This window comes from Klebsiella sp. WP8-S18-ESBL-06 (assembly GCF_014169755.1).
Taxonomy (GTDB): Bacteria; Pseudomonadota; Gammaproteobacteria; order Enterobacterales; family Enterobacteriaceae; genus Kluyvera; species Kluyvera ascorbata_B.
Genome location: NZ_AP022256.1, coordinates 933071 through 957688 on the forward strand (window position 1 = coordinate 933071; position 24618 = coordinate 957688).

The 24618-nt window shown below is 55.4% G+C and carries 25 protein-coding genes and 1 other RNA gene; 19 read left to right on the plus strand and 7 right to left on the minus strand.

Translation table 11 applies throughout. From position 1 onward, the window contains the following. The first annotated feature begins 62 nt into the window (after positions 1–62). The 4 genes from fbaA to H7R76_RS04535 all read left to right on the plus strand — a co-directional run bounded on the left by fbaA (position 63) and on the right by H7R76_RS04535 (position 3933). Positions 63–1142: a class II fructose-bisphosphate aldolase gene (gene fbaA / locus H7R76_RS04520; RefSeq protein ID WP_106925741.1), complete on the plus strand. Its 1080-nt coding sequence runs from the start codon at positions 63–65 to the stop codon at positions 1140–1142. 189 nt (positions 1143–1331) lie between these two features. Beyond that, positions 1332–2189 carry a small-conductance mechanosensitive channel MscS gene (gene mscS, locus H7R76_RS04525; protein ID WP_106925743.1) on the plus strand — a complete coding sequence of 286 codons (858 nt, stop codon included), beginning with the start codon at positions 1332–1334 and terminating at the stop codon, positions 2187–2189. 270 nt (positions 2190–2459) lie between these two features. Further along, the gene (argO, locus tag H7R76_RS04530) at positions 2460–3095 is read left to right on the plus strand and encodes an arginine exporter ArgO (RefSeq protein ID WP_182967060.1); all 636 of its coding nucleotides are present in this window, start codon (positions 2460–2462) and stop codon (positions 3093–3095) included. 85 nt (positions 3096–3180) lie between these two features. Beyond that, the gene (locus H7R76_RS04535; RefSeq protein WP_106925747.1) at positions 3181–3933 is read left to right on the plus strand and encodes an oxidative stress defense protein; all 753 of its coding nucleotides are present in this window, start codon (positions 3181–3183) and stop codon (positions 3931–3933) included. Between the two features lie 41 nt (positions 3934–3974). Here the strand turns inward: H7R76_RS04535 and argP are convergent, their stop codons facing one another. After that, the gene (gene argP / locus H7R76_RS04540) at positions 3975–4868 is read right to left on the minus strand and encodes a DNA-binding transcriptional regulator ArgP (protein ID WP_106925749.1); all 894 of its coding nucleotides are present in this window, start codon (positions 4866–4868) and stop codon (positions 3975–3977) included. Positions 4869–5082: 214 nt separating this feature from the next. Between argP and rpiA the strand changes: the two genes are divergently transcribed. From rpiA to H7R76_RS25100, 3 genes are all read left to right on the plus strand, one after another. Further along, positions 5083–5742: a ribose-5-phosphate isomerase RpiA gene (gene rpiA, locus H7R76_RS04545; protein WP_106926107.1), complete on the plus strand. Its 660-nt coding sequence runs from the start codon at positions 5083–5085 to the stop codon at positions 5740–5742. 264 nt (positions 5743–6006) lie between these two features. After that, positions 6007–7239 carry a phosphoglycerate dehydrogenase gene (gene serA / locus H7R76_RS04550; protein WP_182967062.1) on the plus strand — a complete coding sequence of 411 codons (1233 nt, stop codon included), beginning with the start codon at positions 6007–6009 and terminating at the stop codon, positions 7237–7239. A 220-nt stretch (positions 7240–7459) separates the two neighbouring features. After that, positions 7460–7519, plus strand: coding sequence for a type I toxin-antitoxin system Ibs family toxin (locus H7R76_RS25100; protein ID WP_353654619.1), 60 nt, complete (start codon positions 7460–7462; stop codon positions 7517–7519). A 91-nt stretch (positions 7520–7610) separates the two neighbouring features. Here H7R76_RS25100 and H7R76_RS04560 read toward each other — a convergent pair whose 3' ends face one another. The 3 genes from H7R76_RS04560 to zapA form a co-directional block, all read right to left on the minus strand. Further along, complete coding sequence (locus tag H7R76_RS04560) at positions 7611–8207, minus strand: 5-formyltetrahydrofolate cyclo-ligase (protein ID WP_106925755.1); 597 nt, start codon at positions 8205–8207, stop codon at positions 7611–7613. 20 nt (positions 8208–8227) lie between these two features. Then, positions 8228–8411: non-coding RNA, 6S RNA (gene ssrS, locus H7R76_RS04565), on the minus strand. 41 nt (positions 8412–8452) lie between these two features. Then, entirely contained in the window at positions 8453–8782 is a 330-nt protein-coding gene (gene zapA / locus H7R76_RS04570; protein ID WP_064542733.1) for a cell division protein ZapA, read from the minus strand. Between the two features lie 158 nt (positions 8783–8940). Here zapA and H7R76_RS04575 point away from each other — a divergent pair, with 158 nt between their 5' ends. The 8 genes from H7R76_RS04575 to H7R76_RS04610 all read left to right on the plus strand — a co-directional run bounded on the left by H7R76_RS04575 (position 8941) and on the right by H7R76_RS04610 (position 18985). Continuing rightward, positions 8941–9519, plus strand: a complete 579-nt coding sequence (locus H7R76_RS04575) for a YecA/YgfB family protein (protein WP_106925757.1) — start codon at positions 8941–8943, stop codon at positions 9517–9519. A 52-nt stretch (positions 9520–9571) separates the two neighbouring features. Next, positions 9572–10888 (plus strand): Xaa-Pro aminopeptidase, encoded by a 1317-nt coding sequence (pepP, locus tag H7R76_RS04580; RefSeq protein WP_106925759.1) that lies wholly within the window; start codon positions 9572–9574, stop codon positions 10886–10888. After that, positions 10885–12063: a 2-octaprenyl-6-methoxyphenyl hydroxylase gene (gene ubiH, locus H7R76_RS04585; protein WP_182967064.1), complete on the plus strand. Its 1179-nt coding sequence runs from the start codon at positions 10885–10887 to the stop codon at positions 12061–12063. The genes pepP and ubiH overlap by 4 nt, the downstream gene beginning before the upstream one ends. 18 nt (positions 12064–12081) lie before the next feature. After that, positions 12082–13284: an FAD-dependent 2-octaprenylphenol hydroxylase gene (ubiI, locus tag H7R76_RS04590; RefSeq protein ID WP_182930053.1), complete on the plus strand. Its 1203-nt coding sequence runs from the start codon at positions 12082–12084 to the stop codon at positions 13282–13284. Positions 13285–13676: 392 nt separating this feature from the next. Continuing rightward, the gene (gene gcvT, locus H7R76_RS04595) at positions 13677–14771 is read left to right on the plus strand and encodes a glycine cleavage system aminomethyltransferase GcvT (RefSeq protein WP_106925765.1); all 1095 of its coding nucleotides are present in this window, start codon (positions 13677–13679) and stop codon (positions 14769–14771) included. A gap of 26 nt (positions 14772–14797) precedes the next feature. Further along, positions 14798–15187, plus strand: coding sequence for a glycine cleavage system protein GcvH (gene gcvH, locus H7R76_RS04600; protein WP_052281990.1), 390 nt, complete (start codon positions 14798–14800; stop codon positions 15185–15187). Between the two features lie 120 nt (positions 15188–15307). Continuing rightward, positions 15308–18181, plus strand: a complete 2874-nt coding sequence (gene gcvP, locus H7R76_RS04605; protein WP_182967066.1) for an aminomethyl-transferring glycine dehydrogenase — start codon at positions 15308–15310, stop codon at positions 18179–18181. 60 nt (positions 18182–18241) lie between these two features. Continuing rightward, complete coding sequence (locus tag H7R76_RS04610; RefSeq protein ID WP_182967068.1) at positions 18242–18985, plus strand: SDR family oxidoreductase; 744 nt, start codon at positions 18242–18244, stop codon at positions 18983–18985. 114 nt (positions 18986–19099) lie between these two features. Here the strand turns inward: H7R76_RS04610 and bglA are convergent, their stop codons facing one another. Together bglA and H7R76_RS04620 are read right to left on the minus strand one after the other, a co-directional pair. After that, complete coding sequence (gene bglA / locus H7R76_RS04615) at positions 19100–20533, minus strand: 6-phospho-beta-glucosidase BglA (RefSeq protein WP_106925771.1); 1434 nt, start codon at positions 20531–20533, stop codon at positions 19100–19102. Between the two features lie 120 nt (positions 20534–20653). Further along, positions 20654–21382 (minus strand): MurR/RpiR family transcriptional regulator, encoded by a 729-nt coding sequence (locus tag H7R76_RS04620; RefSeq protein ID WP_106925773.1) that lies wholly within the window; start codon positions 21380–21382, stop codon positions 20654–20656. 51 nt (positions 21383–21433) lie between these two features. Between H7R76_RS04620 and yqfB the strand changes: the two genes are divergently transcribed. Continuing rightward, on the plus strand, positions 21434–21748 hold the full coding sequence (gene yqfB / locus H7R76_RS04625; protein WP_106925775.1) for a N(4)-acetylcytidine aminohydrolase: 315 nt from the start codon (positions 21434–21436) through the stop codon (positions 21746–21748). Positions 21749–21906: 158 nt separating this feature from the next. Then, positions 21907–22569: a PAQR family membrane homeostasis protein TrhA gene (trhA, locus tag H7R76_RS04630; protein ID WP_182967070.1), complete on the plus strand. Its 663-nt coding sequence runs from the start codon at positions 21907–21909 to the stop codon at positions 22567–22569. Between the two features lie 159 nt (positions 22570–22728). Here the strand turns inward: trhA and ygfZ are convergent, their stop codons facing one another. Beyond that, positions 22729–23712 carry a tRNA-modifying protein YgfZ gene (gene ygfZ / locus H7R76_RS04635; RefSeq protein ID WP_182967071.1) on the minus strand — a complete coding sequence of 328 codons (984 nt, stop codon included), beginning with the start codon at positions 23710–23712 and terminating at the stop codon, positions 22729–22731. A 244-nt stretch (positions 23713–23956) separates the two neighbouring features. Between ygfZ and sdhE the strand changes: the two genes are divergently transcribed. Further along, positions 23957–24223, plus strand: coding sequence for an FAD assembly factor SdhE (gene sdhE, locus H7R76_RS04640; protein WP_106925781.1), 267 nt, complete (start codon positions 23957–23959; stop codon positions 24221–24223). Beyond that, positions 24204–24617 carry a protein YgfX gene (locus H7R76_RS04645; protein ID WP_106925783.1) on the plus strand — a complete coding sequence of 138 codons (414 nt, stop codon included), beginning with the start codon at positions 24204–24206 and terminating at the stop codon, positions 24615–24617. The genes sdhE and H7R76_RS04645 overlap by 20 nt, the downstream gene beginning before the upstream one ends. Position 24618: the final 1 nt, after the last annotated feature.

Sequence of the window (24618 nt, forward strand, 5' to 3'; positions counted from 1 at the left end):
TTTCAGCGCGCTTTATAGAGCTCGCACCTTTTCTAACGGCCGAAGATACAGGACTACGTAACATGTCTAAAATTTTTGATTTCGTAAAACCAGGTGTTATCACCGGTGATGACGTACAGAAAGTTTTCCAGGTAGCAAAAGAAAACAATTTCGCTCTGCCAGCAGTTAACTGCGTGGGCACTGACTCCATCAACGCCGTACTGGAAACCGCTGCAAAAGTTAAAGCTCCGGTTATCGTTCAGTTCTCTAACGGCGGCGCTGCGTTCATCGCGGGTAAAGGCGTGAAAACCGACGTTCCTCAGGGCGCGGCTATCCTGGGTGCGATCTCTGGCGCGCATCACGTTCACCAGATGGCTGAACACTACGGTGTTCCGGTTATCCTGCACACTGACCACTGCGCTAAAAAACTGCTGCCGTGGATCGACGGTCTGCTGGACGCGGGTGAAAAACACTTTGCTGCTACCGGTAAGCCGCTGTTCTCTTCTCACATGATCGACCTGTCCGAAGAGTCCCTGCACGAAAACATCGAAATCTGCTCCAAATACCTGGCGCGTATGTCCAAAATGGGCATGACTCTGGAAATCGAACTGGGTTGCACCGGCGGTGAAGAAGACGGCGTGGACAACAGCCACATGGACGCTTCTGCACTGTACACTCAGCCAGAAGACGTTGATTACGCGTTCACTGAACTGAGCAAAATCAGCCCGCGTTTCACCATCGCAGCTTCCTTCGGTAACGTACACGGCGTGTACAAACCAGGTAACGTGGTTCTGACCCCGACTATCCTGCGTGATTCTCAGGAATACGTTTCTAAGAAACACAACCTGCCGCACAACAGCCTGAACTTCGTCTTCCACGGCGGTTCCGGTTCTTCTGCTCAGGAAATCAAAGACTCCGTTAGCTACGGCGTAGTGAAAATGAACATCGATACCGACACCCAATGGGCAACCTGGGACGGTATCCTGCAGTACTACAAAACTAACGAAGCTTACCTGCAGGGCCAGTTGGGCAACCCGAAAGGCGAAGACCAGCCGAACAAGAAATACTACGATCCGCGCGTATGGCTGCGTGCTGCTCAGACGTCTATGATTACGCGTCTGGAACAGGCTTTTGCTGAACTGAACGCGAAAGACGTTCTGTAAGAAAACCTGATTTTTGCCTGAAAGCCCGCCGAAAGGTGGGCTTTTTTTATTGTCTTTTCAAAGTGATGGAACGGTATAAAAACGTGATCAACTTGGCAAAAGTCGCCTTTTTTGGTTACCCTTTATACCTGCCTGTACTGTTGCAGGCCGTTTTTCGTTTCCCATCCGGGTATCCATAAGGAATATTGAATGGAAGATTTAAACGTTGTCGATAGCATAAATGACGCCGGTTCATGGCTGGTGCGCAACCAGGAATTGCTGCTGAGCTACGCGGTCAATATCGTTGCGGCAATCGCGATAATCATTGTGGGGATGATTGCGGCGCGCATCGTTTCGAACACCGTCAACCGCCTGATGCTGGCGCGTAAAATTGATGCCACCGTGGCTGATTTCCTCTCAGCGCTGGTGCGCTATGCGGTGATTGCCTTCACGCTGATCGCTGCGCTGGGGCGCGTGGGCGTACAAACAGCCTCCGTTATTGCCGTATTGGGTGCCGCGGGTTTAGCCGTAGGTCTAGCGCTGCAAGGCTCGCTGTCTAACCTGGCCGCAGGCGTGCTGCTGGTGATGTTCCGCCCGTTCCGTGCGGGTGAATACGTTGACCTGGGCGGCGTGGCCGGTACCGTGCTGAGCGTGCAGATTTTCTCCACTACCATGCGTACCGTTGATGGCAAAATTGTCGTTATCCCTAACGGCAAAATTATCGCTGGCAATATCATTAACTTCTCGCGCGAACCTGCGCGCCGTAATGAATTTATTATTGGCGTTTCTTACGATGCGGATATTGATAAAGTTAAGCAGATCCTCACCCGTATTCTTGAAGCGGATAACCGTATTCTCAAAGACCGCGATATTACCGTGCGTTTAAATGAACTGGCGCCGTCGTCAGTAAATTTTGTCGTGCGTGCCTGGAGCCTGAGCGGCGACCTGCAAAACGTCTACTGGGACGTGCTGGAGCAAATTAAGCGCGAGTTCGATGCCAACGGCATTAGCTTCCCTTATCCACAGCTAGACGTGCATATGCAGCCTGGCAGTTCTGCCCAGCAGTAACCGCTTCTAAGCAGTAATAAGGCCGGGCTGATGCCCGGTTTTTTTATGGGCGACCAACCAAGGTAGGCCTGATAAGCGTAGCGCCATCAGGCACTGATCGAGCGCATTAATGCCGGATGCGGCGTAAACGTCGTATCCGGCCTGCATCGGTGCGCGTATTTTCAATTTATAATTAGCTAAACTTATTATTGATTAAAAATATCAATTTCCGCTAATGATTCTATCGCGTTATAGTCAGCGCCATTCCTGAACTACTTAAAGAAAACTATCGTGATATCTTATTATTTTCAAGGTCTTGCACTTGGTGCAGCCATGATACTTCCGCTCGGCCCGCAGAATGCTTTTGTGATGAACCAGGGTATTCGCCGCCAGTATCATCTGATGATTGCCTTGCTGTGTGCCGTCAGCGACATGTTACTTATCTGCGCGGGTGTATTCGGCGGTAGCGCGCTGCTTATGGCCTCTCCGTGGCTGTTGGCACTGGTCACCTGGGGCGGCGTTGCGTTCCTGTTGTGGTACGGCTTCGGCGCGCTGAAAACCGCGATGGGCAGCAACATTGAACTGGCCACCGCGGAAGTGATGAAGCAGGGGCGCTGGAAAATCATCGTGACTATGCTGGCGGTGACCTGGCTTAACCCGCACGTCTACCTTGACACCTTTGTGGTGCTGGGCAGTCTGGGGGGCCAGTTGGAGGCCGTGCCTAAGCGCTGGTTCGCTCTGGGCACCATCAGCGCCTCGTTCCTGTGGTTTTTCGCGCTTGCGCTACTGGCGGCCTGGCTGGCACCGCGTTTGCGCACCGCGAAGGCGCAGCGCATTATCAACCTCGTCGTTGGGATCGTGATGTGGTTTATCGCTTTTCAGCTGGCAAAAGAGGGGATTGGCCACCTGCACGCGCTTATGAACTAGGCCTCATCTGATGGACTTTCTCCCGGCAATGGCTAAGCTTGCAGGCAAGACCCCGTTGTCGGGTGATAACCAAGGAGATACAACAGTGAAGTTTAAAGTGATGGCTCTGGCCGCTGCAATCGGGTTTAGCGCAATGTCCGTACAGGCAAATGAGTTGCCTGATGGCCCGCATATCGTCACGTCGGGGACAGCAAGCGTGGCGGCAGTACCGGATATCGCGACGCTGGCGATTGAAGTTAATATTGCGGCTAAAGATGCAGCAAGCGCCAAGAAACAGGCCGATCAGCGCGTTGCGCAATACCTCTCTTTCCTTGAGCAGAATGGCGTCGCCAAAAACGACATTAGCTCCGCCAACCTGCGTACTCAGCCGGATTACGATTATCAAAACGGTAAAAGCGTGCTTAAGGGCTACCGCGCGGTGCGCACGGTAGAAGTCACGTTACGTCAGCTCGATAAGCTGAATTCGCTGCTGGACGGCGCACTGAAGGCGGGTCTGAACGAGATCCGCTCCGTATCGCTGGGCGTGGCGAAGCCGGATGCGTATAAAGATAAGGCGCGTAAAGCGGCGATTGATGATGCGATTCATCAGGCTCAGTCGCTGGCAGCAGGCTTCCACAGCAAGCTGGGGCCTGTGTACAGCGTGCGCTATCACGTCTCTAACTACCAGCCGAGCCCGATGGTGCGCATGATGAAGGCCGATGCGGCACCGGTATCCGCTCAGGAAACCTACGAGCAAACGACCATTCAGTTTGACGACCAGGTAGATGTGGTATTCCAGCTTCAGCCTGAACAGGCTTCCACTCCGGCTCCGGCAGCAGCGCCCGCAGCCGCGAAGTAATTTCCCTAACCCCTCGCCCGGCGAGGGGTTTTTCGTTGTGCTTAATCTTGTCGCAGTACCTTATGCCCGTACGCGAGCAGGGCATCGGTGACTTTGCGCATCATGCGGCTTTCCGGCGCAAAGCGGTGCCAGTAGAGCATCCGCCGCTGGAACAGGCCAGGGGTCAGATCGATCAGCTCACCGCTGGCAATCTCTTTTTCAATTTGCAGGTGCGGAATCATACAGCAGGTCGTGCCCTGGCGAGCCAACTGCACGAATGCTTCCGATGAGTTCACAATATGACAGGGAACGCTACCCGGCGGCAGATCGAAGTTTTGCTGTAAAAACGCCTGGTGCATATCGTCCAGATGGTCGAAGGCAACGGCGGGGGCTTTAAGCAGCGCTGAACGGGTCACGCCATTAGGGAAGTAGCGTTCAGCAAAGGCTTTGGAGCCCACAAACAGGTAGTCCAGCGCGCCGAGCTGATCCACCAGGCAGCTTGGCAGCGCCTGTGGCTGAATACTTACCGCGCCGACCACTTCGCCACGACGCAGGCGTTCCTGGGTGCGGGTTTCGTCCTCAACCTGAAGATTCAGGCGAATAGGGGAGTTGGCCAGCACATCGGCTAGCGCAGGCAGCAGCCAGGTCGCCAGACTGTCGGCGTTGACCGCCAGCGACAGCAGCAGCGGAGTCGAGCCGGTTTGCTCATCACCCAGCCACTCTTCTTCCAGTAGCTCAACCTGGCGCAGCAGCGCCAGCAGTTTCTGCCCCTGCTCGGTAGGGCGCGGCGGTACGGTACGCACCAGCAGCGGCTGTCCGAACATATTCTCAAGCTGCTTAATGCGCTGAGAGACGGCGGACTGAGTGATGCACAGTTTCTGCGCGGCGCGCTCAAACCCTCGTTCCCTGATAACGGCATCCAGCGCCTGTAGTGTTCTGTAGTCCGGACGTTTCATTGATCTGCGGTACCCCCCTGTCGGTATATCCTGCACTATGACATAAATTTACCCTGGATACAGACGAAATTGTTTTGCACTTTGCTGTGATACCTGTCACAGGCTGGAGCTGTTGTCCGGCGGGCGTACGCAGAGGTTTACCCGCAGGTCGAATTATGATTGAGATATGTTCTATAATGCGCGGCAGTTGATGACACCACAGGCGAAAACGATCATGACGCAGGATGAACTGAAAAAAGCAGTAGGCTGGGCGGCACTTCAATACGTACAGCCGGGTACGATTGTCGGTGTAGGCACGGGATCTACCGCGGCGCACTTTATTGACGCGCTGGGCACGATGAAAGGACAAATCGAGGGCGCGGTCTCAAGCTCTGATGCCTCTACCGAGAAGCTGAAAAGCCTCGGCATCACCGTTTTCGACCTGAACGAAGTTGACCGTCTGGGCATCTATGTGGACGGCGCAGACGAAATCAACGGCCACATGCAGATGATCAAAGGCGGCGGCGCGGCCCTTACGCGTGAGAAAATTATTGCATCAGTAGCCGATAAATTTATCTGTATTGCCGATGCCTCTAAGCAGGTTGATATTCTGGGTAACTTCCCGCTGCCGGTGGAAGTGATTCCGATGGCGCGCAGTGCCGTCGCGCGCGAACTGGTGAAGCTTGGTGGCCGTCCGGAATACCGTCAGGGCGTGGTCACCGATAACGGTAACGTGATCCTTGATGTCCACGGTCTGGAAATTCTGGACGCTATCGCGCTGGAAAATGCCATTAACGGTATCCCGGGCGTCGTGACCGTCGGGTTGTTTGCGAACCGCGGTGCGGATGTGGCACTGATTGGTACGGCTGATGGTGTGAAAACCATTACTAAATGATCTGATATAGGGGAAGCATAAATTCCCCTATTTTTTTTATTGAGGCTGTATTCGGTGACTTGTGTCACATTTCACTCTCCTGCCTGATTAACATCCCACGTTTATCCAGTCGTTCAGCATTTTATGCTGGCTTTTTCCTCTGCGTGAGCCTTCTTCATGACGCCGACGCAAACGTTCATATTGCCGCAATAATTTTTTTTGATATGTTGCTTAGGTGAACTTTCGTTCACCACAACATCAGTAAAACAAAGACGGGACGGGAAAATGGCTAAGGTATCACTGGAAAAAGACAAAATTAAATTTCTGCTGGTTGAAGGCGTGCACCAGAAAGCGCTGGATAGCCTTCGCGTAGCAGGTTACACCAATATCGAATTCCACAAAGGCGCGCTGGACAGCGAGCAGCTGAAGGAATCTGCCCGTGATGCCCATTTCATTGGTCTGCGATCCCGTACTCATCTGACAGAAGAAATTTTTGCCGCCGCTGAGAAGCTGGTGGCGGTAGGGTGTTTCTGCATCGGCACCAACCAGGTTGACCTGAAGGCGGCCGCTCAGCGCGGCGTGCCGGTATTTAACGCGCCGTTCTCAAATACCCGTTCCGTGGCGGAGCTGGTCATCGGCGAGCTGCTGCTGCTGCTGCGCGGCATTCCGGAAGCGAACGCCAAAGCGCATCGCGGCGTATGGAACAAACTGGCTGCGGGCTCCTATGAAGCGCGCGGTAAAAAGCTGGGGATCATCGGCTACGGCCATATCGGCACCCAGCTGGGTATTCTGGCAGAATCGCTGGGGATGCACGTCTATTTTTACGATATCGAAAGCAAACTGCCGCTGGGCAACGCCACCCAGGTGCAGCACCTTTCTGACCTGCTGAACATGAGCGATGTGGTGAGCCTGCACGTGCCGGAAAACGCCTCGACTAAAAATATGATGGGCGCAGAAGAACTGGCGCTGATGAAACCGGGTTCGCTGCTGATCAACGCCTCTCGCGGAACCGTGGTTGAGATCCCTGCGCTGTGTGACGCGCTGGCGCGTAAGCACCTGGCTGGGGCGGCCATTGACGTCTTCCCGACCGAGCCGGCGACCAACAGCGAGCCGTTTACCTCGCCGCTGTGCGAGTTCGACAACGTTATCCTGACTCCGCACATTGGCGGTTCAACCCAGGAAGCGCAGGAGAACATCGGTCTGGAAGTGGCGGGTAAACTGATTAAGTACTCCGATAACGGCTCGACGCTGTCTGCCGTTAACTTCCCGGAGGTGTCGCTGCCGCTGCACGGTGGTCGCCGTCTGCTGCATATTCACGAAAACCGCCCGGGCGTGCTGACCGCGCTGAACCAGATTTTCGCGGAGCAGGGGGTTAACATCGCGGCACAGTACCTGCAAACGACTCCGCAGATGGGTTACGTGGTTATCGATATTGAAGCCGAAGAGGACGTGGCGCAGAAAGCGCTGCAGAGCATGAAGGCGATTCCGGGCACCGTTCGCGCGCGTCTGCTGTACTAATTTTTATCTTTTCCAGCCAAACGGGCAGGCCATTGGCCTGCCCGTTTTCGTTTCTCTTTCCTGCAACGTATACATCCCATTTACGAGCCTCGCCGCAAGCGGTGATTAAAGGCCCTGCCTCATATTGTGTACCGGAAAAAGGGATTTACGATGGGGGCTCAGCATGGGGCTGAAACGGCAAAGCCCCTACCGAAGCAGGGGCCTTGAAAGGAAAGGGACAATGATGAGACTCGTCATCATACTGCTGATTCTGTTAATCATCGCTCACCCAGCATATTAACAGTATGAACGCAGGAGGGAGGTTCGCCTCCCTCACCCTTTACCGAGGAATTTAGGTCAAAAAAGAATCGATGTCAATCGGCAGAAAATGCTTACCACTGCCACACTTTCGACGGTGTGACCACGGCGGGTAGGGGAATATCCCACTCTTCAATCGGCAATGCGTCAACTAACTGACAATCGTGGGCATAGCCGACGGGCTGGATACCATGCTGACGCCAGTTTTGCAGCGTACGGTCGTAAAAGCCACCGCCCATCCCCAGGCGCTGTCCTTGTTGATCAAAGGCGACCAGCGGCGTAATCAGCACATTCAGTTGATCGAGCGGTAGCACATCGCGCACGTCGAGCTTTGGTTCCCGAATTTTCAGGCGGTTGACCACCAGTTCGCTGTGCGGATGATAATGCAGAAACAGCAGGTTACCGGGGCTGAACGGATGAAGCACTGGAAGGTAGACCCGTTTACCCGCGCGCCACAGCTGCTCAATAAGCGGCTGTGTGTCGAGTTCGCCATCAAAAGACAGAAACAGCGCCACGGTTTTTGCCATCACAACGGGAGGCCATGCCATCATGCGATCGGCGGCCTGTTCGCCGTACAAAATTTGTTGCTGGAGCGTGAGCGCACGACGACGTTGCCGGATGACCTGGCGAATATGTTGTCGGGAGTTTTGTTGCTCAGATGAGTGCGTCATAAGACCGGGTAGGTAGAAGGGGAATCTCCGAGATGCCGCCGCAGGCTGTAACCCTTGAACCCTTGGTTCAAGGTGAATGCGTCGTCACAGTTTTAAGGCTTCTCGGACGGACCGAGCATGCTCACCAACCGTGGAGCGCCACATTCTTGTGGTATGAAATATCGGCTCAGGGGACTGGCCCGCTTGCGAACATCTCAGAGAAATTTTGTCTTCACAGTCACTCTACCACAGTAAACTGCAAAGTGTTATTCAAAGTTGGGTGCAGACTTATCGGATATGCGACCCTGGTCAAGCAATGCCTGTTCAATGGTCTGTTGAAGCATCCGAATGCGCTGTTCCATGCTTGAAGCATAGTCACGCGTCTTTGCCCTTTCCTGAGTTAACTCGTAGCTGATGTTCAACGCGGCGATGAAAACCAGCTGCTCAGTATTTGTGACTCTAGTGCGTTCTTTCAGATCTTGCAACCGCTGATTCAGATCGTCCGCGGCCTGATTCAAAGCATCTCTTTGTTCAGGCGGGCAATTCACACGTAGTGAACGGCCAAAAATTTGGATATCGACGGGTTGTGCAGACATGCCACCTTCCTGCTGATTGACTGCGCGTCCTTCACTCTCAGGATGTGAAGGGGCGACACTATAGCTACCCTGGTAAGAAGATACAAGCCCTTTTCTGGTGTCTCCAGGGTCCAAAGTGGTAGCATACCATGAATTCCACCCAACAATGACGAATGCGCATGTCTATACAGAACGAAATGCCTGGTTACACCCTACTGAACCAGCTGTTAAACCAACAAGGGGTAGGCCTGACGCCTGCGGAAATGCACGGTCTGATCAGCGGTCTGCTCTGCGGCGGAAACAAAGATAGCTCATGGCAGCCGCTGGTTCACGACCTGACTAACGAAGGACTGGCGTTTGGCCACGAGCTGGCCGAATCGCTGCGTTCCATGCATTCAGCGACCAGCGACTCGCTGGAAGATGATGGCTTCCTTTTTCAGCTTTATCTGCCTGACGGCGATGACGTCAGCGTCTTTGACCGCGCCGATGCGCTCTCTGGCTGGGTGAATCACTTCCTTCTGGGGCTGGGCATGGTGCAGCCGAAGCTGGATAAAGTGAAAGGTGAGACGGGCGAAGCGATTGACGATCTGCGTAATATTGCACAGCTTGGCTATGAAGAAGATGAAGATCAGGAAGAGCTGGAAATGTCGCTGGAAGAAATTATCGAATACGTTCGCGTAGCGGCGCTGCTGTGCCACGATACCTTCACGCATCCGCAGCCGACGGCCCCGGAAGTCCAGAAGCCAACATTACACTAATCACAACACCTGCTCTGCATGTCGGAGCGCGAAGGGATTGAAAGGAGATGTCATGACACAGCAAGCGTTTCTCCGCCGCCGTCAGCAACTGCTGGCGCAAATGAAGCCTGGCAGCGCGGCGCTGATTTTTGCCGCGCCAGAAGTCACGCGTAGTGCGGATTCTGAGTATCCTTATCGCCAGAACAGCGATTTCTGGTACTTCACGGGCTTCAATGAGCCGGAAGCCTTGCTGGTGCTGATTAAAAGCGATGACACCCACAATCACAGCGTGTTGTTCAACCGTGTTCGCGATCTGACGGCAGAAATCTGGTTCGGCCGTCGCCTTGGGCAGGATGCCGCGCCGGAAAAACTGGGCGTAGACCGCGCGCTGGCGTTCAGCGAAGTCAACCAGCAGCTGTTCCAGCTGTTGAACGGCCTCGACGTGATTTATCACGCGCAGGGCGAATACGCCTGGGCGGATGAGATAGTCTTCACCGCGCTGGATAAGCTGCGCAAAGGTTCGCGCCAGAACCTGACCGCGCCGGACTCGATGATTGACTGGCGTCCGATGGTGCATGAAATGCGCCTGTTCAAAGACGGCGAAGAAATTGACATCCTGCGTCGCGCCGGGGAAATCAGCGCGCTGGCGCATACCCGCGCGATGGAAAAATGTCGCCCAGGGATGTTTGAATACCAGCTCGAAGGCGAGATCCTGCACGAGTTTACGCGTCATGGCGCGCGCTATCCGTCCTACAACACTATCGTGGGCGGCGGTGAAAACGGCTGCATTCTGCACTACACCGAAAATGAATCGGAGCTGCGTGATGGCGATCTGGTGCTGATTGATGCTGGCTGTGAGTACAAAGGCTATGCCGGCGATATCACCCGGACCTTCCCGGTAAACGGTAAGTTTACGCCTGCCCAGCGCGCTATCTACGATATCGTGCTCGCATCGCTGTACAAATCGCTGGAGCTGTATCGCCCCGGTACGTCCATTCAGGAAGTAACCACGGAAGTGGTACGTATCATGATTACCGGTCTGCAGAAACTGGGGATTCTCCACGGTGAAGTCGACCAACTGATTGCCGACAATGCCCACCGCCCGTACTTTATGCACGGTCTGAGCCATTGGCTGGGGCTGGATGTGCATGATGTAGGTGCGTACGGCGCAGAGCGTTCCCGCGTGCTGGAGCCGGGCATGGTACTGACCGTTGAACCGGGTTTGTATATCGCGCCGGATGCGGACGTCCCGGCGGAGTATCGCGGCATTGGTATTCGTATCGAAGACGACATTCTGATTACCGAAAACGGCAATGAAAACCTCACGGCCAGCGTGGTGAAGGACGCCGATGCTATCGAAGCGCTGATGGCGGCGGCGCGCCAGCCATGAGCCTGATTATTGTCGGCGGCGGGATGACCGGCGCGACGCTGGCGCTGGCGGTATCGCATCTGACGTCGGGCCGTCTGCCGGTGCACGTGATTGAAGCGGCAGATATCAACGCCGCGCGGCATCCGGGCTTTGACGCTCGGGCCATCGCGCTGGCGGCGGGAACCTGCCAGCAACTGTCGAAGATCGATCTCTGGCAGGCGATTGCCGACTGCGCCACGCCGATAACCACCGTTCATGTGAGCGACCGTGGCCATGCCGGGTTCGTCACGCTGGACGCGGCCGATTATCGGCTGGCTGCGCTGGGCAACGTGGTCGAGTTGCACGAAGTCGGGCTGCGATTGTTTAGCCTGCTACGCAAGGCGCGCGGCGTCACGCTACATTGCCCCTCGCGGGTGACGCAGGTTGAGCGCCGGGCCGACGGCGTAAACGTTACGCTCGATAATGGTGACACGCTACACGGTAAGCTGCTGGTGGCCGCTGACGGTTCACGCTCTATGCTGGGCGAACGTTGCGGCATTCACTGGCAGCAAGAGCCGTATAACCAACTGGCGGTGATTGCTAACGTCACCACCGCTGTTGCGCATCAGGGGCGCGCATTCGAACGCTTTACTGAATACGGGCCGCTGGCGATGCTACCGATGTCGCAAAACCGCTGTTCGCTGGTGTGGTGCCACCCCCGCTCGAAACATGATGAGGTATTGGGCTGGTCCGACGCGCGCTTCTGCGACGAGCTGCAGCGCGCGTTTGGCTGGCGCTTAGGCCGTATTACCCACGCGGGGGCACGCAGCGTTTATCCGCTATCGTTGACCACCGCTACACGCACGGTGTCCCATCGTCTGGCGCTGGTGGGGAACGCCGCGCAGACGCTGCATCCGATCGCCGGGCAGGGCTTTAACCTTGGTCTGCGCGATGTGATGACGCTGGCGGAGAATCTGGCGCAGGCCAACGCTGCTCACGCAGATATCGGCGATTATGCGCTGCTCTGCCAGTATCAGCGCCAGCGGGCAGAAGATAAAGCCGCTACCATTGGCGTAACCGATGGGCTGGTGCACCTGTTTGCTAACCGCTGGGCGCCGCTGGTTGCGGGGCGCAATGCGGGGCTGATGGCGATGGAATTATTTACCCCTGCACGCGATGTGCTGGCGCAGCGGACGCTGGGCTGGGTCGCCCGTTAAGAGCTGTAAGGAGTTAATGTGCAAAGTGTTGATGTTGCCATCGTAGGCGGTGGTATGGTTGGGCTGGCGGTAGCCTGCGGTTTACAGGGCAGCGGCCTGCGGGTGGCGGTGCTGGAGCAATCGCTGCCGCAGGCGCTCGCCGCCGATGCGCCGCCTGCGCTTCGCGTGTCCGCTATTAATGCCGGCAGCGAAAAGCTGTTGTCAAAGCTCGATGTCTGGCAGGCGATTGTCGCGCAGCGTGCCAGCCGTTATCACGGCATGGAAGTGTGGGACAAAGACAGCTTTGGCCGCATTGCGTTTGACGATCGCAGCATGGGCTACAGCCATCTGGGACATATCGTTGAAAATGCGGTTATCCATCACGCGCTGTGGCAGAAAGCCGAGCGCAGCGCGGATATCACGCTGATGGCCCCCGCGGAACTGCAGCAAGTGGTCTGGGGCGAAAACGAAGCGTTTTTGACGTTGAAAGACGGCGGAATGTTGACCGCGCGTCTGGTGGTGGGAGCCGATGGCGCCAACTCCTGGCTGCGTAGTAAAGCCGATATTCCGCTGACCTTCTGGGATTATCGCCATCATGCGCTGGTCGCCACCGTTCGTACAGATGCCCCCCATGAAGCCGTTGCGCGCCAGAGCTTCCACGGTGATGGTATTCTGGCCTTCTTACCGCTCAGCGATCCCCATCTTTGCTCGATTGTCTGGTCGCTGTCGCCGGAAGAGGCGCAGCGGATGCAGCAGGCTGACGAAGCTGAGTTTAACAAAGCGTTGAATATCGCCTTCGATAACCGTTTAGGGCTGTGCCGCGTGGAAAGCGAGCGTCAGGTCTATCCGCTTACCGGTCGCTACGCGCGGCAGTTTGCCGCGCACCGTCTGGCGCTGGTGGGTGACGCCGCGCACACCATTCATCCGCTGGCCGGGCAGGGGGTGAACCTCGGCTTTATGGATGCCGCCGAGCTGATTGACGAGCTCAAGCGCCTGCATACGCAGGGGAAAGATATCGGCCAGCATTTCTATTTGCGTCGCTATGAGCGCAGCCGTAAGCACAGCGCTGCGCTGATGCTGGCGGGAATGCAGGGCTTCCGCGAACTGTTTGCCGGTGAAAACCCCGCGAAGAAGCTGCTGCGTGATATTGGCCTGAAGCTCGCGGATACGCTACCCGGCGTCAAACCGCAGCTTATTCGTCAAGCGATGGGCCTGAATGACCTGCCGGAGTGGCTTCGTTAAGTCGCTCACACTTTTACTCCCGGTGGTTCTACCGGGAGCCTTTCCCCTCATTTGAAAAATTCTAATTTCACCTCTTTTTTCGCATTAGATTTATTAATCCGTCATTTTTTATGTTACGGGAAAGTCGCCCTGTTTTTCGCAGGAAATATTATCTTATGCTGAATTGTTAACCATTGTTGTTAATTAAATGTGGTGGAATTCGCTTTTTACCAGTTGATTCCTCTGTATGCTTTTTCTCGCCTTTTAGCCATAAGCTAATGTGATGCCCCTTTTTTCATGATGGTTTACCACGGTGTTCGGTGGTAAGTTCAGGGAAAAGAGAACGTTTGCGTCGGTGCCTGGACAGGCGTCGGCGTTGGGTTTTGTGGTGCGATATATTCAACGAGGACATGATGGCTCAACAAACGCCTTTGTATGACCAGCACGTGTTATGTGGCGCGCGCATGGTAGATTTCCACGGCTGGATGATGCCGCTGCACTATGGATCGCAGATTGATGAGCATCACGCGGTGCGTACCGATGCCGGGATGTTCGATGTGTCGCATATGACCATCGTTGACCTACACGGCCCGCGCACCCGCGAGTTCCTTCGCTATCTGTTGGCAAACGACGTCGCGAAGCTGACTAAGCCGGGCAAAGCGCTCTACAGCGGCATGCTAAATGCGTCAGGCGGCGTGATAGATGACCTTATCGTTTACTACCTCACCGATGATTTCTTCCGCCTTGTTGTTAACTCTGCCACTCGCGAAAAAGACCTCTCCTGGATTACCCAACACGCTGAACCCTATGCCATTGATATCACCGTTCGTGACGACCTGTCGCTGATCGCGGTGCAGGGGCCGCACGCGCAGGAAAAAGCGGGCACGCTGTTTAGCGACGCGCAGCGCCATGCGGTTGAAGGCATGAAGCCGTTCTTTGGCGTGCAGGCCGGTGACTTCTTTATCGCGACGACCGGCTATACCGGCGAAGCTGGCTATGAAATTGCGCTGCCGAAAGAACAGGCGGCAGATTTCTGGCAGCAGCTGGTTCAGGCGGGCGTGAAGCCATGCGGGCTGGGCGCGCGCGATACGCTGCGTCTGGAAGCGGGTATGAACCTCTACGGTCAGGAAATGGATGAAAGCGTTTCCCCGCTGGCGGCTAACATGGGCTGGACCATTGCCTGGGAGCCCGCTGACCGCAACTTTATTGGTCGCGACGTGCTGGAACTGGAGCGCGAAAAAGGCACCGAGCAGCTGGTTGGTCTGGTGATGACCGAGAAAGGCGTACTGCGCGGCGAACTGCCGGTACGTTTTACCGATGCGAACGGCAATGCGCGCGAAGGTGTGATCACCAGCGGGACTTTCTCGCCAACCTTAGGCCATAGTATTGCGTTGGCTCGCGTCCCGGCAGGGATCGGCGAGACGGCGATCGTGCAGATCCGCAACCGCGAAATGCCGGTCAAAGTGACAAAACCTATTTTTGTGCGTAACGGCAAGGCCGTCGCGTAAGCCCTTTTTATTCTGGAGATTTTTTGATGAGCAACGTACCAGCAGAACTGAAATACAGTAAAGAACACGAGTGGCTGCGCAAAGAAGCGGACGGCAGCTATACCGTTGGCATTACCGAGCACGCGCAGGAATTACTGGGCGATATGGTCTTCGTTGACCTGCCGGAAGTGGGCGCGACCGTTAGCGCGGGCGACGACTGTGCGGTAGCGGAGTCCGTTAAAGCGGCATCCGACATCTATGCGCCAATCAGCGGTGAGATCGTTGCCGTGAACGACGAACTGGGTGACTCGCCGGAGCTGGTCAACAGTGAACCGTATGCGGGCGGCTGGATCTTCAAGATCAAAGCCAGCGACGAAGCGGAAGTGGCCGCGCTGCTGGATGCGACCGCATACGAAGCATTATTAGAAGACGAGTAAGGTTGTGCCGGATGGCACTGCGTTTATCCGGCCTGCATCGTGTAGGCCCGGTAAGCGAAGCGCCACCGGGCAGGTCAGTTAGACAATCACGATTCACCGCACGTTTCAGGAACATCGCACATGACACAGACTTTAAGCCAGCTTGAAAACCGTGGCGCGTTTATTGAACGTCACATCGGGCCGGATGCCCAGCAGCAGCAAGAGATGCTCAAAACGGTTGGCGCGGATTCATTAAACGCACTGATTGGACAGATCGTGCCGAAAGATATCCAGCTTGCTACGCCGCCTCAGGTAGGTGACGCCACCACAGAATTTGCCGCGCTTGCGGAGCTGAAGGCGATTGCCGGTCGTAACAAGCGCTTTAAGTCGTACATTGGCATGGGCTATGCGCCTGTACAGCTGCCGCCGGTGATCCTGCGTAATATGCTGGAAAACCCGGGCTGGTACACCGCCTATACGCCGTATCAGCCGGAAGTGTCGCAGGGCCGTCTGGAAGCGCTGCTGAACTTCCAGCAGGTAACGTTGGATCTCACCGGTCTGGACATGGCTTCTGCCTCCCTGCTGGATGAAGCGACCGCCGCAGCTGAAGCGATGGCAATGGCTAAACGTGTGAGCAAGCTGAAAAACGCCAACCGTTTCTTTGTGGCGGCAGACGTTCATCCGCAAACGTTGGACGTGGTGCGCACCCGTGCGGAAACCTTCGGTTTTGATGTGATTGTCGACGATGCCGACAAGGCGCTGGAACATCAGGATGTCTTCGGCGTGCTGCTGCAACAGGTTGGTACGACCGGTGAAGTGCATGATTACAGCGCGCTGATTGCCGAACTGAAATCCCGCAAGGTGGTGGTCAGCGTCGCGGCTGACTTTATGGCGCTGGTGCTGTTAACCGCACCGGGCAAACAGGGCGCAGACATTGTCTTCGGCTCTGCTCAGCGCTTCGGCGTCCCGATGGGCTACGGCGGCCCGCACGCGGCATTCTTTGCCGCGAAAGATGAATTCAAACGCGCCATGCCGGGCCGTATTATCGGCGTATCGAAAGATGCGGCGGGCAATACCGCGCTGCGCATGGCGATGCAGACCCGTGAGCAGCATATTCGCCGCGAGAAAGCGAACTCCAACATCTGCACCTCGCAGGTACTGCTGGCTAACATTGCCAGCCTGTACGCGGTCTATCACGGCCCGGTGGGCCTGAAGCGTATCGCGAACCGTATTCATCGTCTGACCGATATTCTAGCCACCGGCCTGCAGCAAAAAGGGCAGAAGCTGCGCTATGCGCACTTCTTTGACACGCTGTGTGTGGAAGTGGCAGACAAAGCCGCGGTCCTGGCGCGTGCGCAGGCTGCGGAAATCAACCTGCGTAGCGATATTCATAACGCAGTGGGCATCACGCTGAATGAAACGACCACCCGCGAAGACGTACTGGCGCTGTTTAGCGTGATCCTTGGCGACAACCATGGTCTGGATATCGACACCCTCGATAAAGACGTGGCGCTGGATAGTCGCTCAATTCCGCAGGCGATGCTGCGTGACGATGCGATCCTCGGCCACCCGGTCTTTAACCGCTACCATAGCGAAACTGAGATGATGCGCTATATGCACTCTCTGGAGCGTAAAGATCTGGCGCTGAACCAGGCGATGATCCCGCTGGGTTCCTGCACGATGAAGCTGAACGCCGCGGCGGAAATGATCCCGATCACCTGGCCTGAATTTGCCGAGCTGCACCCATTCTGCCCAATTGATCAGGCCGAAGGTTACCATCAGATGATCGGTCAGCTTTCCGAGTGGCTGGTGAAACTGACCGGCTACGACGCGCTGTGCATGCAGCCGAACTCCGGTGCTCAGGGCGAGTATGCGGGCCTGCTGGCGATTCGTCACTACCACGAAAGCCGCAACGACGGTCATCGTGATATCTGCCTGATTCCAAGTTCGGCGCATGGTACTAACCCGGCCTCCGCGCAGATGGCGGGGATGCAGGTGGTGGTCGTGGCCTGTGATAAAAACGGTAACATCGATCTGGCGGATTTGCGCGCGAAAGCAGAGCAGCACGCGGCAAACCTGTCCTGCATTATGGTGACCTATCCGTCCACCCACGGCGTCTATGAAGAAACGATCCGTGAAGTGTGCGAAATTGTGCACCAGTTCGGCGGCCAGGTTTATCTCGATGGGGCGAACATGAACGCCCAGGTCGGTATCACCTCTCCGGGCTTTATTGGCGCGGACGTCTCGCACCTCAACCTGCACAAAACCTTCTGCATTCCGCACGGTGGCGGCGGCCCGGGTATGGGCCCTATCGGCGTGAAAGCGCATCTGGCGCCGTTCGTGCCGGGCCACAGCGTGGTGCATATTGAAGGTATGTTGACCCGTCAGGGCGCGGTATCCGCTGCACCGTTCGGCAGCGCGTCCATTCTGCCCATCAGTTGGATGTACATCCGCATGATGGGTGCGGAAGGGCTGAAACAGGCAAGCCAGGTGGCGATCCTTAACGCCAACTACATTGCTACGCGCCTGAAAGACGCCTACCCGGTGCTGTATACCGGCAGCCAGGGCCACGTGGCGCACGAATGTATTCTGGATATCCGCCCGCTGAAAGAAGAAACCGGCATCAGCGAGCTGGATATTGCTAAGCGCCTGATTGACTACGGTTTCCATGCGCCGACCATGTCCTTCCCGGTAGCGGGCACGCTGATGGTCGAACCGACTGAATCGGAAAGCAAAGCCGAGCTCGACCGCTTTATTGACGCGATGCTGGCGATTCGTGGTGAAATTGACCGCGTAAAAGCGGGTGAATGGACGCTGGAAGATAACCCGCTGGTCAACGCGCCGCACACGCAGAATGAGCTGGTGGCGGAGTGGAACCACGGCTACAGCCGTGAACTGGCGGTCTTCCCGGCGGGCGCGGCGAACAAGTACTGGCCGACGGTGAAACGCCTTGATGACGTTTACGGCGACCGTAACCTGTTCTGCTCCTGTGTACCCATGACTGAATACCAGTAATCATTTGATTGCACTATCTTTTAAAGGCGCTGCGGCGCCTTTATTTTTTGGGAGAAACGTATGGCACTGGCATTGGTCACCGGCGCTAGCCGGGGAATCGGCAAGGCGACGGCATTACAGCTGGCGCAGGAAGGGTATACGGTAGCGGTGAATTATCATCGCAACGAAGCCGCCGCCAGCGAGGTGGTGGCGGCGATTATTGCGCAGGGTGGCAAGGCCTTTGTCGTTCAGGCGGATATTGGCGATGAAGCGCAGGTGGAGGCGATGTTTGCCCAGCTCGACGCGCAGCCGGAGCCGCTGACGGCACTGGTTAATAATGCCGGGATATTGTTTACGCAAAGCCGCGTAGAGGCGTTAACCGCTGAACGCATTAATCGGGTGTTAACCACCAACGTCACCGGCTATTTCCTGTTCTGTCGGGAAGCGGTAAAGCGCATGGCGATACCCCACGGCGGAAAGGGCGGGGCGATTGTGAACGTCTCATCGGCGGCTGCGCGCCTTGGTTCTCCGGGGGAGTACGTGGATTATGCTGCGTCGAAAGGCGCGATTGATACGCTGACCACAGGGTTATCACTGGAGGTGGCGGCGCAGGGAATCCGCGTGAACGGTGTGCGCCCTGGATTTATTTACACCGAAATGCATGCCGATGGTGGGGAACCGGGGCGCGTTGACCGTGTGAAGTCGGTGCTGCCAATGCAGCGCGGTGGCCAGCCGGAAGAGGTGGCGCAGGCGATTGTCTGGCTGTTGAGTGAGAAGGCGTCGTACGTGACGGGAAGTTTTATTGAGCTGGCGGGCGGGAAGTAGTGTGGTGCCGTTTCCCTCACCCCAAAGGGGCGAGGGAGAAAACCGAACGTCAGCATTTGCACTATCGGTCCCCTCTCCCCTTTGGGGAGAGGGTTAGGGTGAGGGGAAACCTGCTTACAGATTCTCGCCGTTGCTGGCAATCACTGCTTTATACCACTCAAAGCTCTTCTTCCGGGAACGCGACATATCGCCCGTGCCGTCATCATGCTTATTGACATAGATAAAGCCATAACGCTTGCTGTACTGCCCGGTGGTGAACGAGACGCAGTCGATACAGCCCCACGGGGTATAGCCCATCAGGTCAACGCCATCGTAGGTTACCGCCTTGATCATCTCTTCAACGTGCGCGCGCAGGTAGTCGATGCGGTAGTCATCGTTGATGCTGCCATCTTCTTCTACTTTATCGTAGGCACCGAAGCCGTTTTCCACGATAAACAGCGGCTTCTGATAGCGCTCATACAGTTCGCACAGCGAGTAGCGCAGACCTACCGGATCGATCTGCCAGCCCCAGTCTGACGCCTTGACGTGCGGGTTCGGTACGCTGCCTTCAAAGCCGGAAATCGCATCGCCGCTGCCGCCTTCAGCCTTCACGGCGTTGGTCATGTAGTAGCTAAAGCCGAGGTAGTCGCAGGTACCTTCACGCAGAATAACGTCATCGCCCGCTTCCATTTTGATGTTGAATCCGCGACGCTCCCACTCATTAAGCACGTAGCTTGGGTAATAGCCGCGCAGCTGGACGTCAGTGAAGACATAGCGTTCGCGCATGGATTCCTGGGCAAACATTACGTCTTCCGGTTTACAGGAGAACGGATAGAGCGCGACCATCGCCAGCATGCAGCCCACCTTCATTTCCGGATTAATACGGCGTGCGGCTTTAACCGCCAGAGCGCTGGCCACAAACTGGTGGTGCAGCACCTGGTACATCGTTTCTTCCGGGTTTTCATGTTCGGTATAAACCACGCCGGAGCAGCAGTAGCCGAACAGCGGTGCTCGCCAGTTGCGCTGGTTGTTGATTTCGTTGAAGGTCATCCAGTATTTGACCTTATGCTTATAGCGCTCGAAGACGACTTCGGCAAAACGGACAAAGAAATCGACCACTTTACGGTTGGTCCACCCGCCGTATTGCTGAACCAGATGCAGCGGCATTTCAAAGTGGGAGAGGGTGATAACCGGTTCGATATGGTATTTCAGCAGTTCATCGAACATGTCGTCGTAGAACTTCAGCCCTTCTTCGTTCGGCTGCGTTTCATCGCCGTTCGGGAAGATCCGCGTCCAGGCGATAGAGGTGCGGAAGCACTTGAAACCCATTTCCGCGAACAGCTTGATGTCTTCTTTGTAATGACCGTGGAAGTCGATGGCTTCATGGTTAGGGTAGTATTTACCCGGCACCACTTCCTGAGTGATTTCGCGCGGAACGCCGTGAGCGCCGCCGGTAAGCACGTCACAGATGCTGGGGCCTTTGCCGCCTTTATTCCAGCCACCTTCAACCTGGTGCGCTGCCACTGCGCCGCCCCATAAAAAGTCTTTCGGTAAGGTCAGTTTTTTCATCTTTGCTATGCTCATTGATTGTGTTTAATAAATCTGAGTCTAACAAAGCAATATTAAATGTCACGATATAACAAATTACCCTGTAGGGTATATGTTACATCAAAAAAACACCCTGTATTTTTATGCTAATTTCTTCGCCAGTTTGCGGCCTAATGATTCCAGAATATAAATAACCGGAATCTGTGTCGTAATATCGTAAACACCGCCAATACGCGTTTGCGGTACGTGCCAGGAGATATTGAAGTCAGCAAGTTTCGCCAGGCGCGAGTGTTCATGGCTGGTAATCGACATAACCTTGCAGCGATGCAGGCTGAACTGGCTGGCGAAACGCAGGATTTCTTCGGTTTCACCAGAAACGGAAAGGACGATCGCCAGTGCGTTTTTAGCCATGTCGTTAGTCACCGGAAAATAAGGATCGTCGATATGGTTGCTGAATTTCCCGATATTAGAAAAGAAACGTGCACCATATTTTGCCAGTGAACCGGAAGTGCCTGCTCCGACGAATATAATACGTTCAGAGGCGAGAATAACCTCGACTGCGCGATCGAGCAGTTTATCAAACTCATCATTATTGACGCCTTTGAAAAAACTGATAATTTCACTGGCACCGAAATTAGCCTGCTGGGGCTCATCTTGCTCCAGATAGAGCTTGAAGCGTACGCGAAACTCCGAGTAGCCTTCACAGTGAAGCTTGCGGCAAAAGCGCATGACCGTGGTGGTGGAGACGCCCGCTGCGTCGGCCAGTTCGCGTATGGTCATGTACATCACCGTGTCGCGATTTTTGATCACGTACTGGTAGACCATCATCTCAAGATTATTGAGGCTGGCAATAGCGGCGTGGGAGAACATGCTCACGGTGGCGGATACTCGTTAATTTGAAAACCTATAGGGAATAATACCATGCAGCCTAACGACATCACTTTTTTTCAGCGCTTTCAGAATGACATTGTTGCCGGGCGCAAGACCATCACGCTGCGCGATGCGGCCGAATCTCATTTTAAAACCGGTGATATTTTGCGCGTCGGGCGCTATGAAGACGACGGCTATTTCTGCACGATTGAAGTTCTGGCCACGTCGACCGTTACCATGGACACGCTGACCGAGCGCCACGCTGAGCAGGAAAATATGACGCTACCGCAGCTGAAACAGGTTATTGCCGATATCTATCCCGGCGAAGACACTTTTTATGTCATTGAATTTAAATGCATTGAGTAAAATTATGTACATCTGTTAGGTGAATAAAATATACAACGTATTGATTATATTGGATTTACAAAAAATCATCTTTTTATTTTAGCTTACAGGTGTTCACTGGAACTATTCTCAGTTACGCTAGTGCCGTTGCTTGATTTATCGTTCGCCCGGAGCGCGTAATGGATAAGAAACCACTCATTCAGCAGGGTTACTCTCTGGCTGAGGAAGTTGCTAATAGCATTAGTCATGGTGTCGGCCTGGTCCTGGGGATCGTCGGGCTGGTTTTGCTGTTGGTTCAGGCGGTTGACGCCAACGCCAGCGCCACGGCGATAGCCAGCTATAGCCTGTATGGCGGCAGTATGATTCTGCTATTTCTGGCGTCAACCTTGTATCACGCCATTCCTTCGCAGCGGGCGAAAGTCTGGCTCAAAAAATTTGACCACTGCGCCATTTATCTGCTGATTGCCGGTACCTATACGCCGTTCCTGTTGGTGGGCCTGGACTCGCCGCTGGCGCGAGGTTTGATGATTGTTATCTGGAGCCTGGCGCTGCTGGGGATCCTGTTTAAGCTGACCATTGCGCACCGCTTTAAGGTGCTGTCTTTGGTGACCTACCTGACGATGGGCTGGCTGTCGCTGATTGTGGTGTATCAGTTGGCGGTGAAGCTGGCGATTGGCGGCGTCACGCTGCTGGCGGTAGGCGGGGTGGTGTACTCGCTGGGCGTGATTTTCTACGTCTGCAAACGCATTCCATACAACCACGCCATCTGGCACGCGTTTGTGCTGGGCGGTAGTGCCTGCCATTTCCTGGCGATTTATTTGTATGTGGGGCAACACGCATAGGCAATGTGCGCCGAATTGCCTGATGGCGCTGCGCTTGGCCTACGGGATATCCGGACGCGCGGGGTCGTGTAGGCCGGATAAGGCAACGCCGCCATCCGGCAACCTGCGCCGAATGGCCTGATGGCGCTATGCTTATCAGGCCTATGACATATTCCTGTGTTACTCTTCGTCTAACGAATACGGCAGCGGTTTGATGCTCAGCGTAAACGCATCGTCGCGCACGCGGAACACGCTATCGGCTTCCATATCGTTATTCATCACTACCTGCACCAGCAACTGGCCGTCTTCAAGCTGTGCGGCGGCCAACACGGTACCGGTACGACGCCAGTTGTCGCCCATCTGCATTTCTAAATCTTCACCGGCCTGCGGTACGCGGCTGGCTTTTCCTGTTAGCGTCCACAGCGCGCGCTTATTGGCACCGCGGAATTTCGCACGAGCGACCATTTCCTGCCCGGTATAACAGCCTTTCTTAAAGCTGATGCCGCCCAGCGCCTGCAGGTTAGTGGCCTGCGGAATAAACTGCGCGCTGTTGGCTTCATCAATAACCGGCAGACCAGCTTCGATGTCCAGCGCCAGCCACTGCTGGCTGTTATTGAGCTGAGCTTCGCCGCGCAGGGCATCGGTTACGCGCTCAGCGGTGGCGGCATCGGTGACCAGAAGGAAACGTTCCTGCGGGTGATCAAACCACAGCAGGGCAGTTTCATTTTGCTGGAGACACGGCTTTTCGGCGCTCGGCAGTTCGGCAAAAAGATTGGCCAGCGCGGCGCGCGCCTGGAAACCGGCGACGCCCAGCAGCACCCGATCGTCAGCGGCGGCGATGGTCACCTTCGAGAAAACGGCGTATTTCTTCAGCTGAGTCAGCTGCGCTTCACGTACGCTGCGGCGCTCAATCCAGGCAAAACCGTCCTGATAATAGAACAGGCGCAGGTTGCTCCACATTTTACCTTTGGCGTCGCAGTGGGCGACCAACAGGTGCTGATGCGCATCCATTTGCGCGACGTCCGCCGTCACCTGGCCTTGCAGGTACTTTTCGCTGTCGGTGCCGGAAATGGTCGCCAGCGCCCAATCATCAAGCGTCATTAACGTCAGCGGTAAACGCGCGGAGGCGGCAGGCTGACGCGGAGGAAAAGGAGTAAAAGCCATATTGATATCCTGAATTGAGTAACGCGCTTATTGCCTCATGGTAAAAGAGATGCCCGCCATTGCAAGCGCTTTTAATGGCCGTTTTGTGCCGTCCGCGCGTTCTGCGAAGCCGCTCGTAATAATATGAATCCCTTTCATTTATCATGGTTTTTTTTATGAATATGGCGCGCGGAACGTGAGATTCCAGTAAAGTAACTGCAAAAAACACGTTAAACTAGACTCAACGTAATGCTGGAAGGAAATTATGGACATCAATAATAAAGCCCGTATCCACTGGGCATGCCGCCGCGGTATGCGCGAACTCGATATCTCCATCATGCCGTTCTTTGAGCACGAGTACGACACGCTGAGCGACGAAGATAAAGCACTCTTTATTCGTCTGCTGGAATGCGACGATCCTGATCTCTTTAACTGGCTGATGAATCACGGCAAACCGGCTGACGCTAACCTCCAGCGCATGGTGCAACTTATTCAGACACGGAATCGGGAACGTGGTCCTGTGGCAATCTGATTTACGCGTCTCCTGGCGCTCACAGTGGCTCTCTTTATTGCTCCACGGCCTGGTGGCGGCTTTTGTGCTGCTGATGCCCTGGCCGTTGAGCTATACCCCTCTGTGGCTTATTTTGCTGTCGCTGGTGGTGTTTGACTGCGTTCGCAGCCAGCGGCGCATTCATTCCCACCAGGGGGAAATTAAGCTACTGATGGATTCCCGGCTGCGCTGGCGTAATCAGGAGTGGGATATTCAGGGGGCTCCGTGGATGCTGAATTCCGGCATGATGTTGCGGATTCGCCGTCCTGGCGGGCGGCGTCAGCATTTATGGCTCGCGGCGGACAGCATGAATCCGGAAGAGTGGCGCGACCTGCGGCGGATACTTATGCAGCAGCCCGCGGCCACCAAAGACTAGC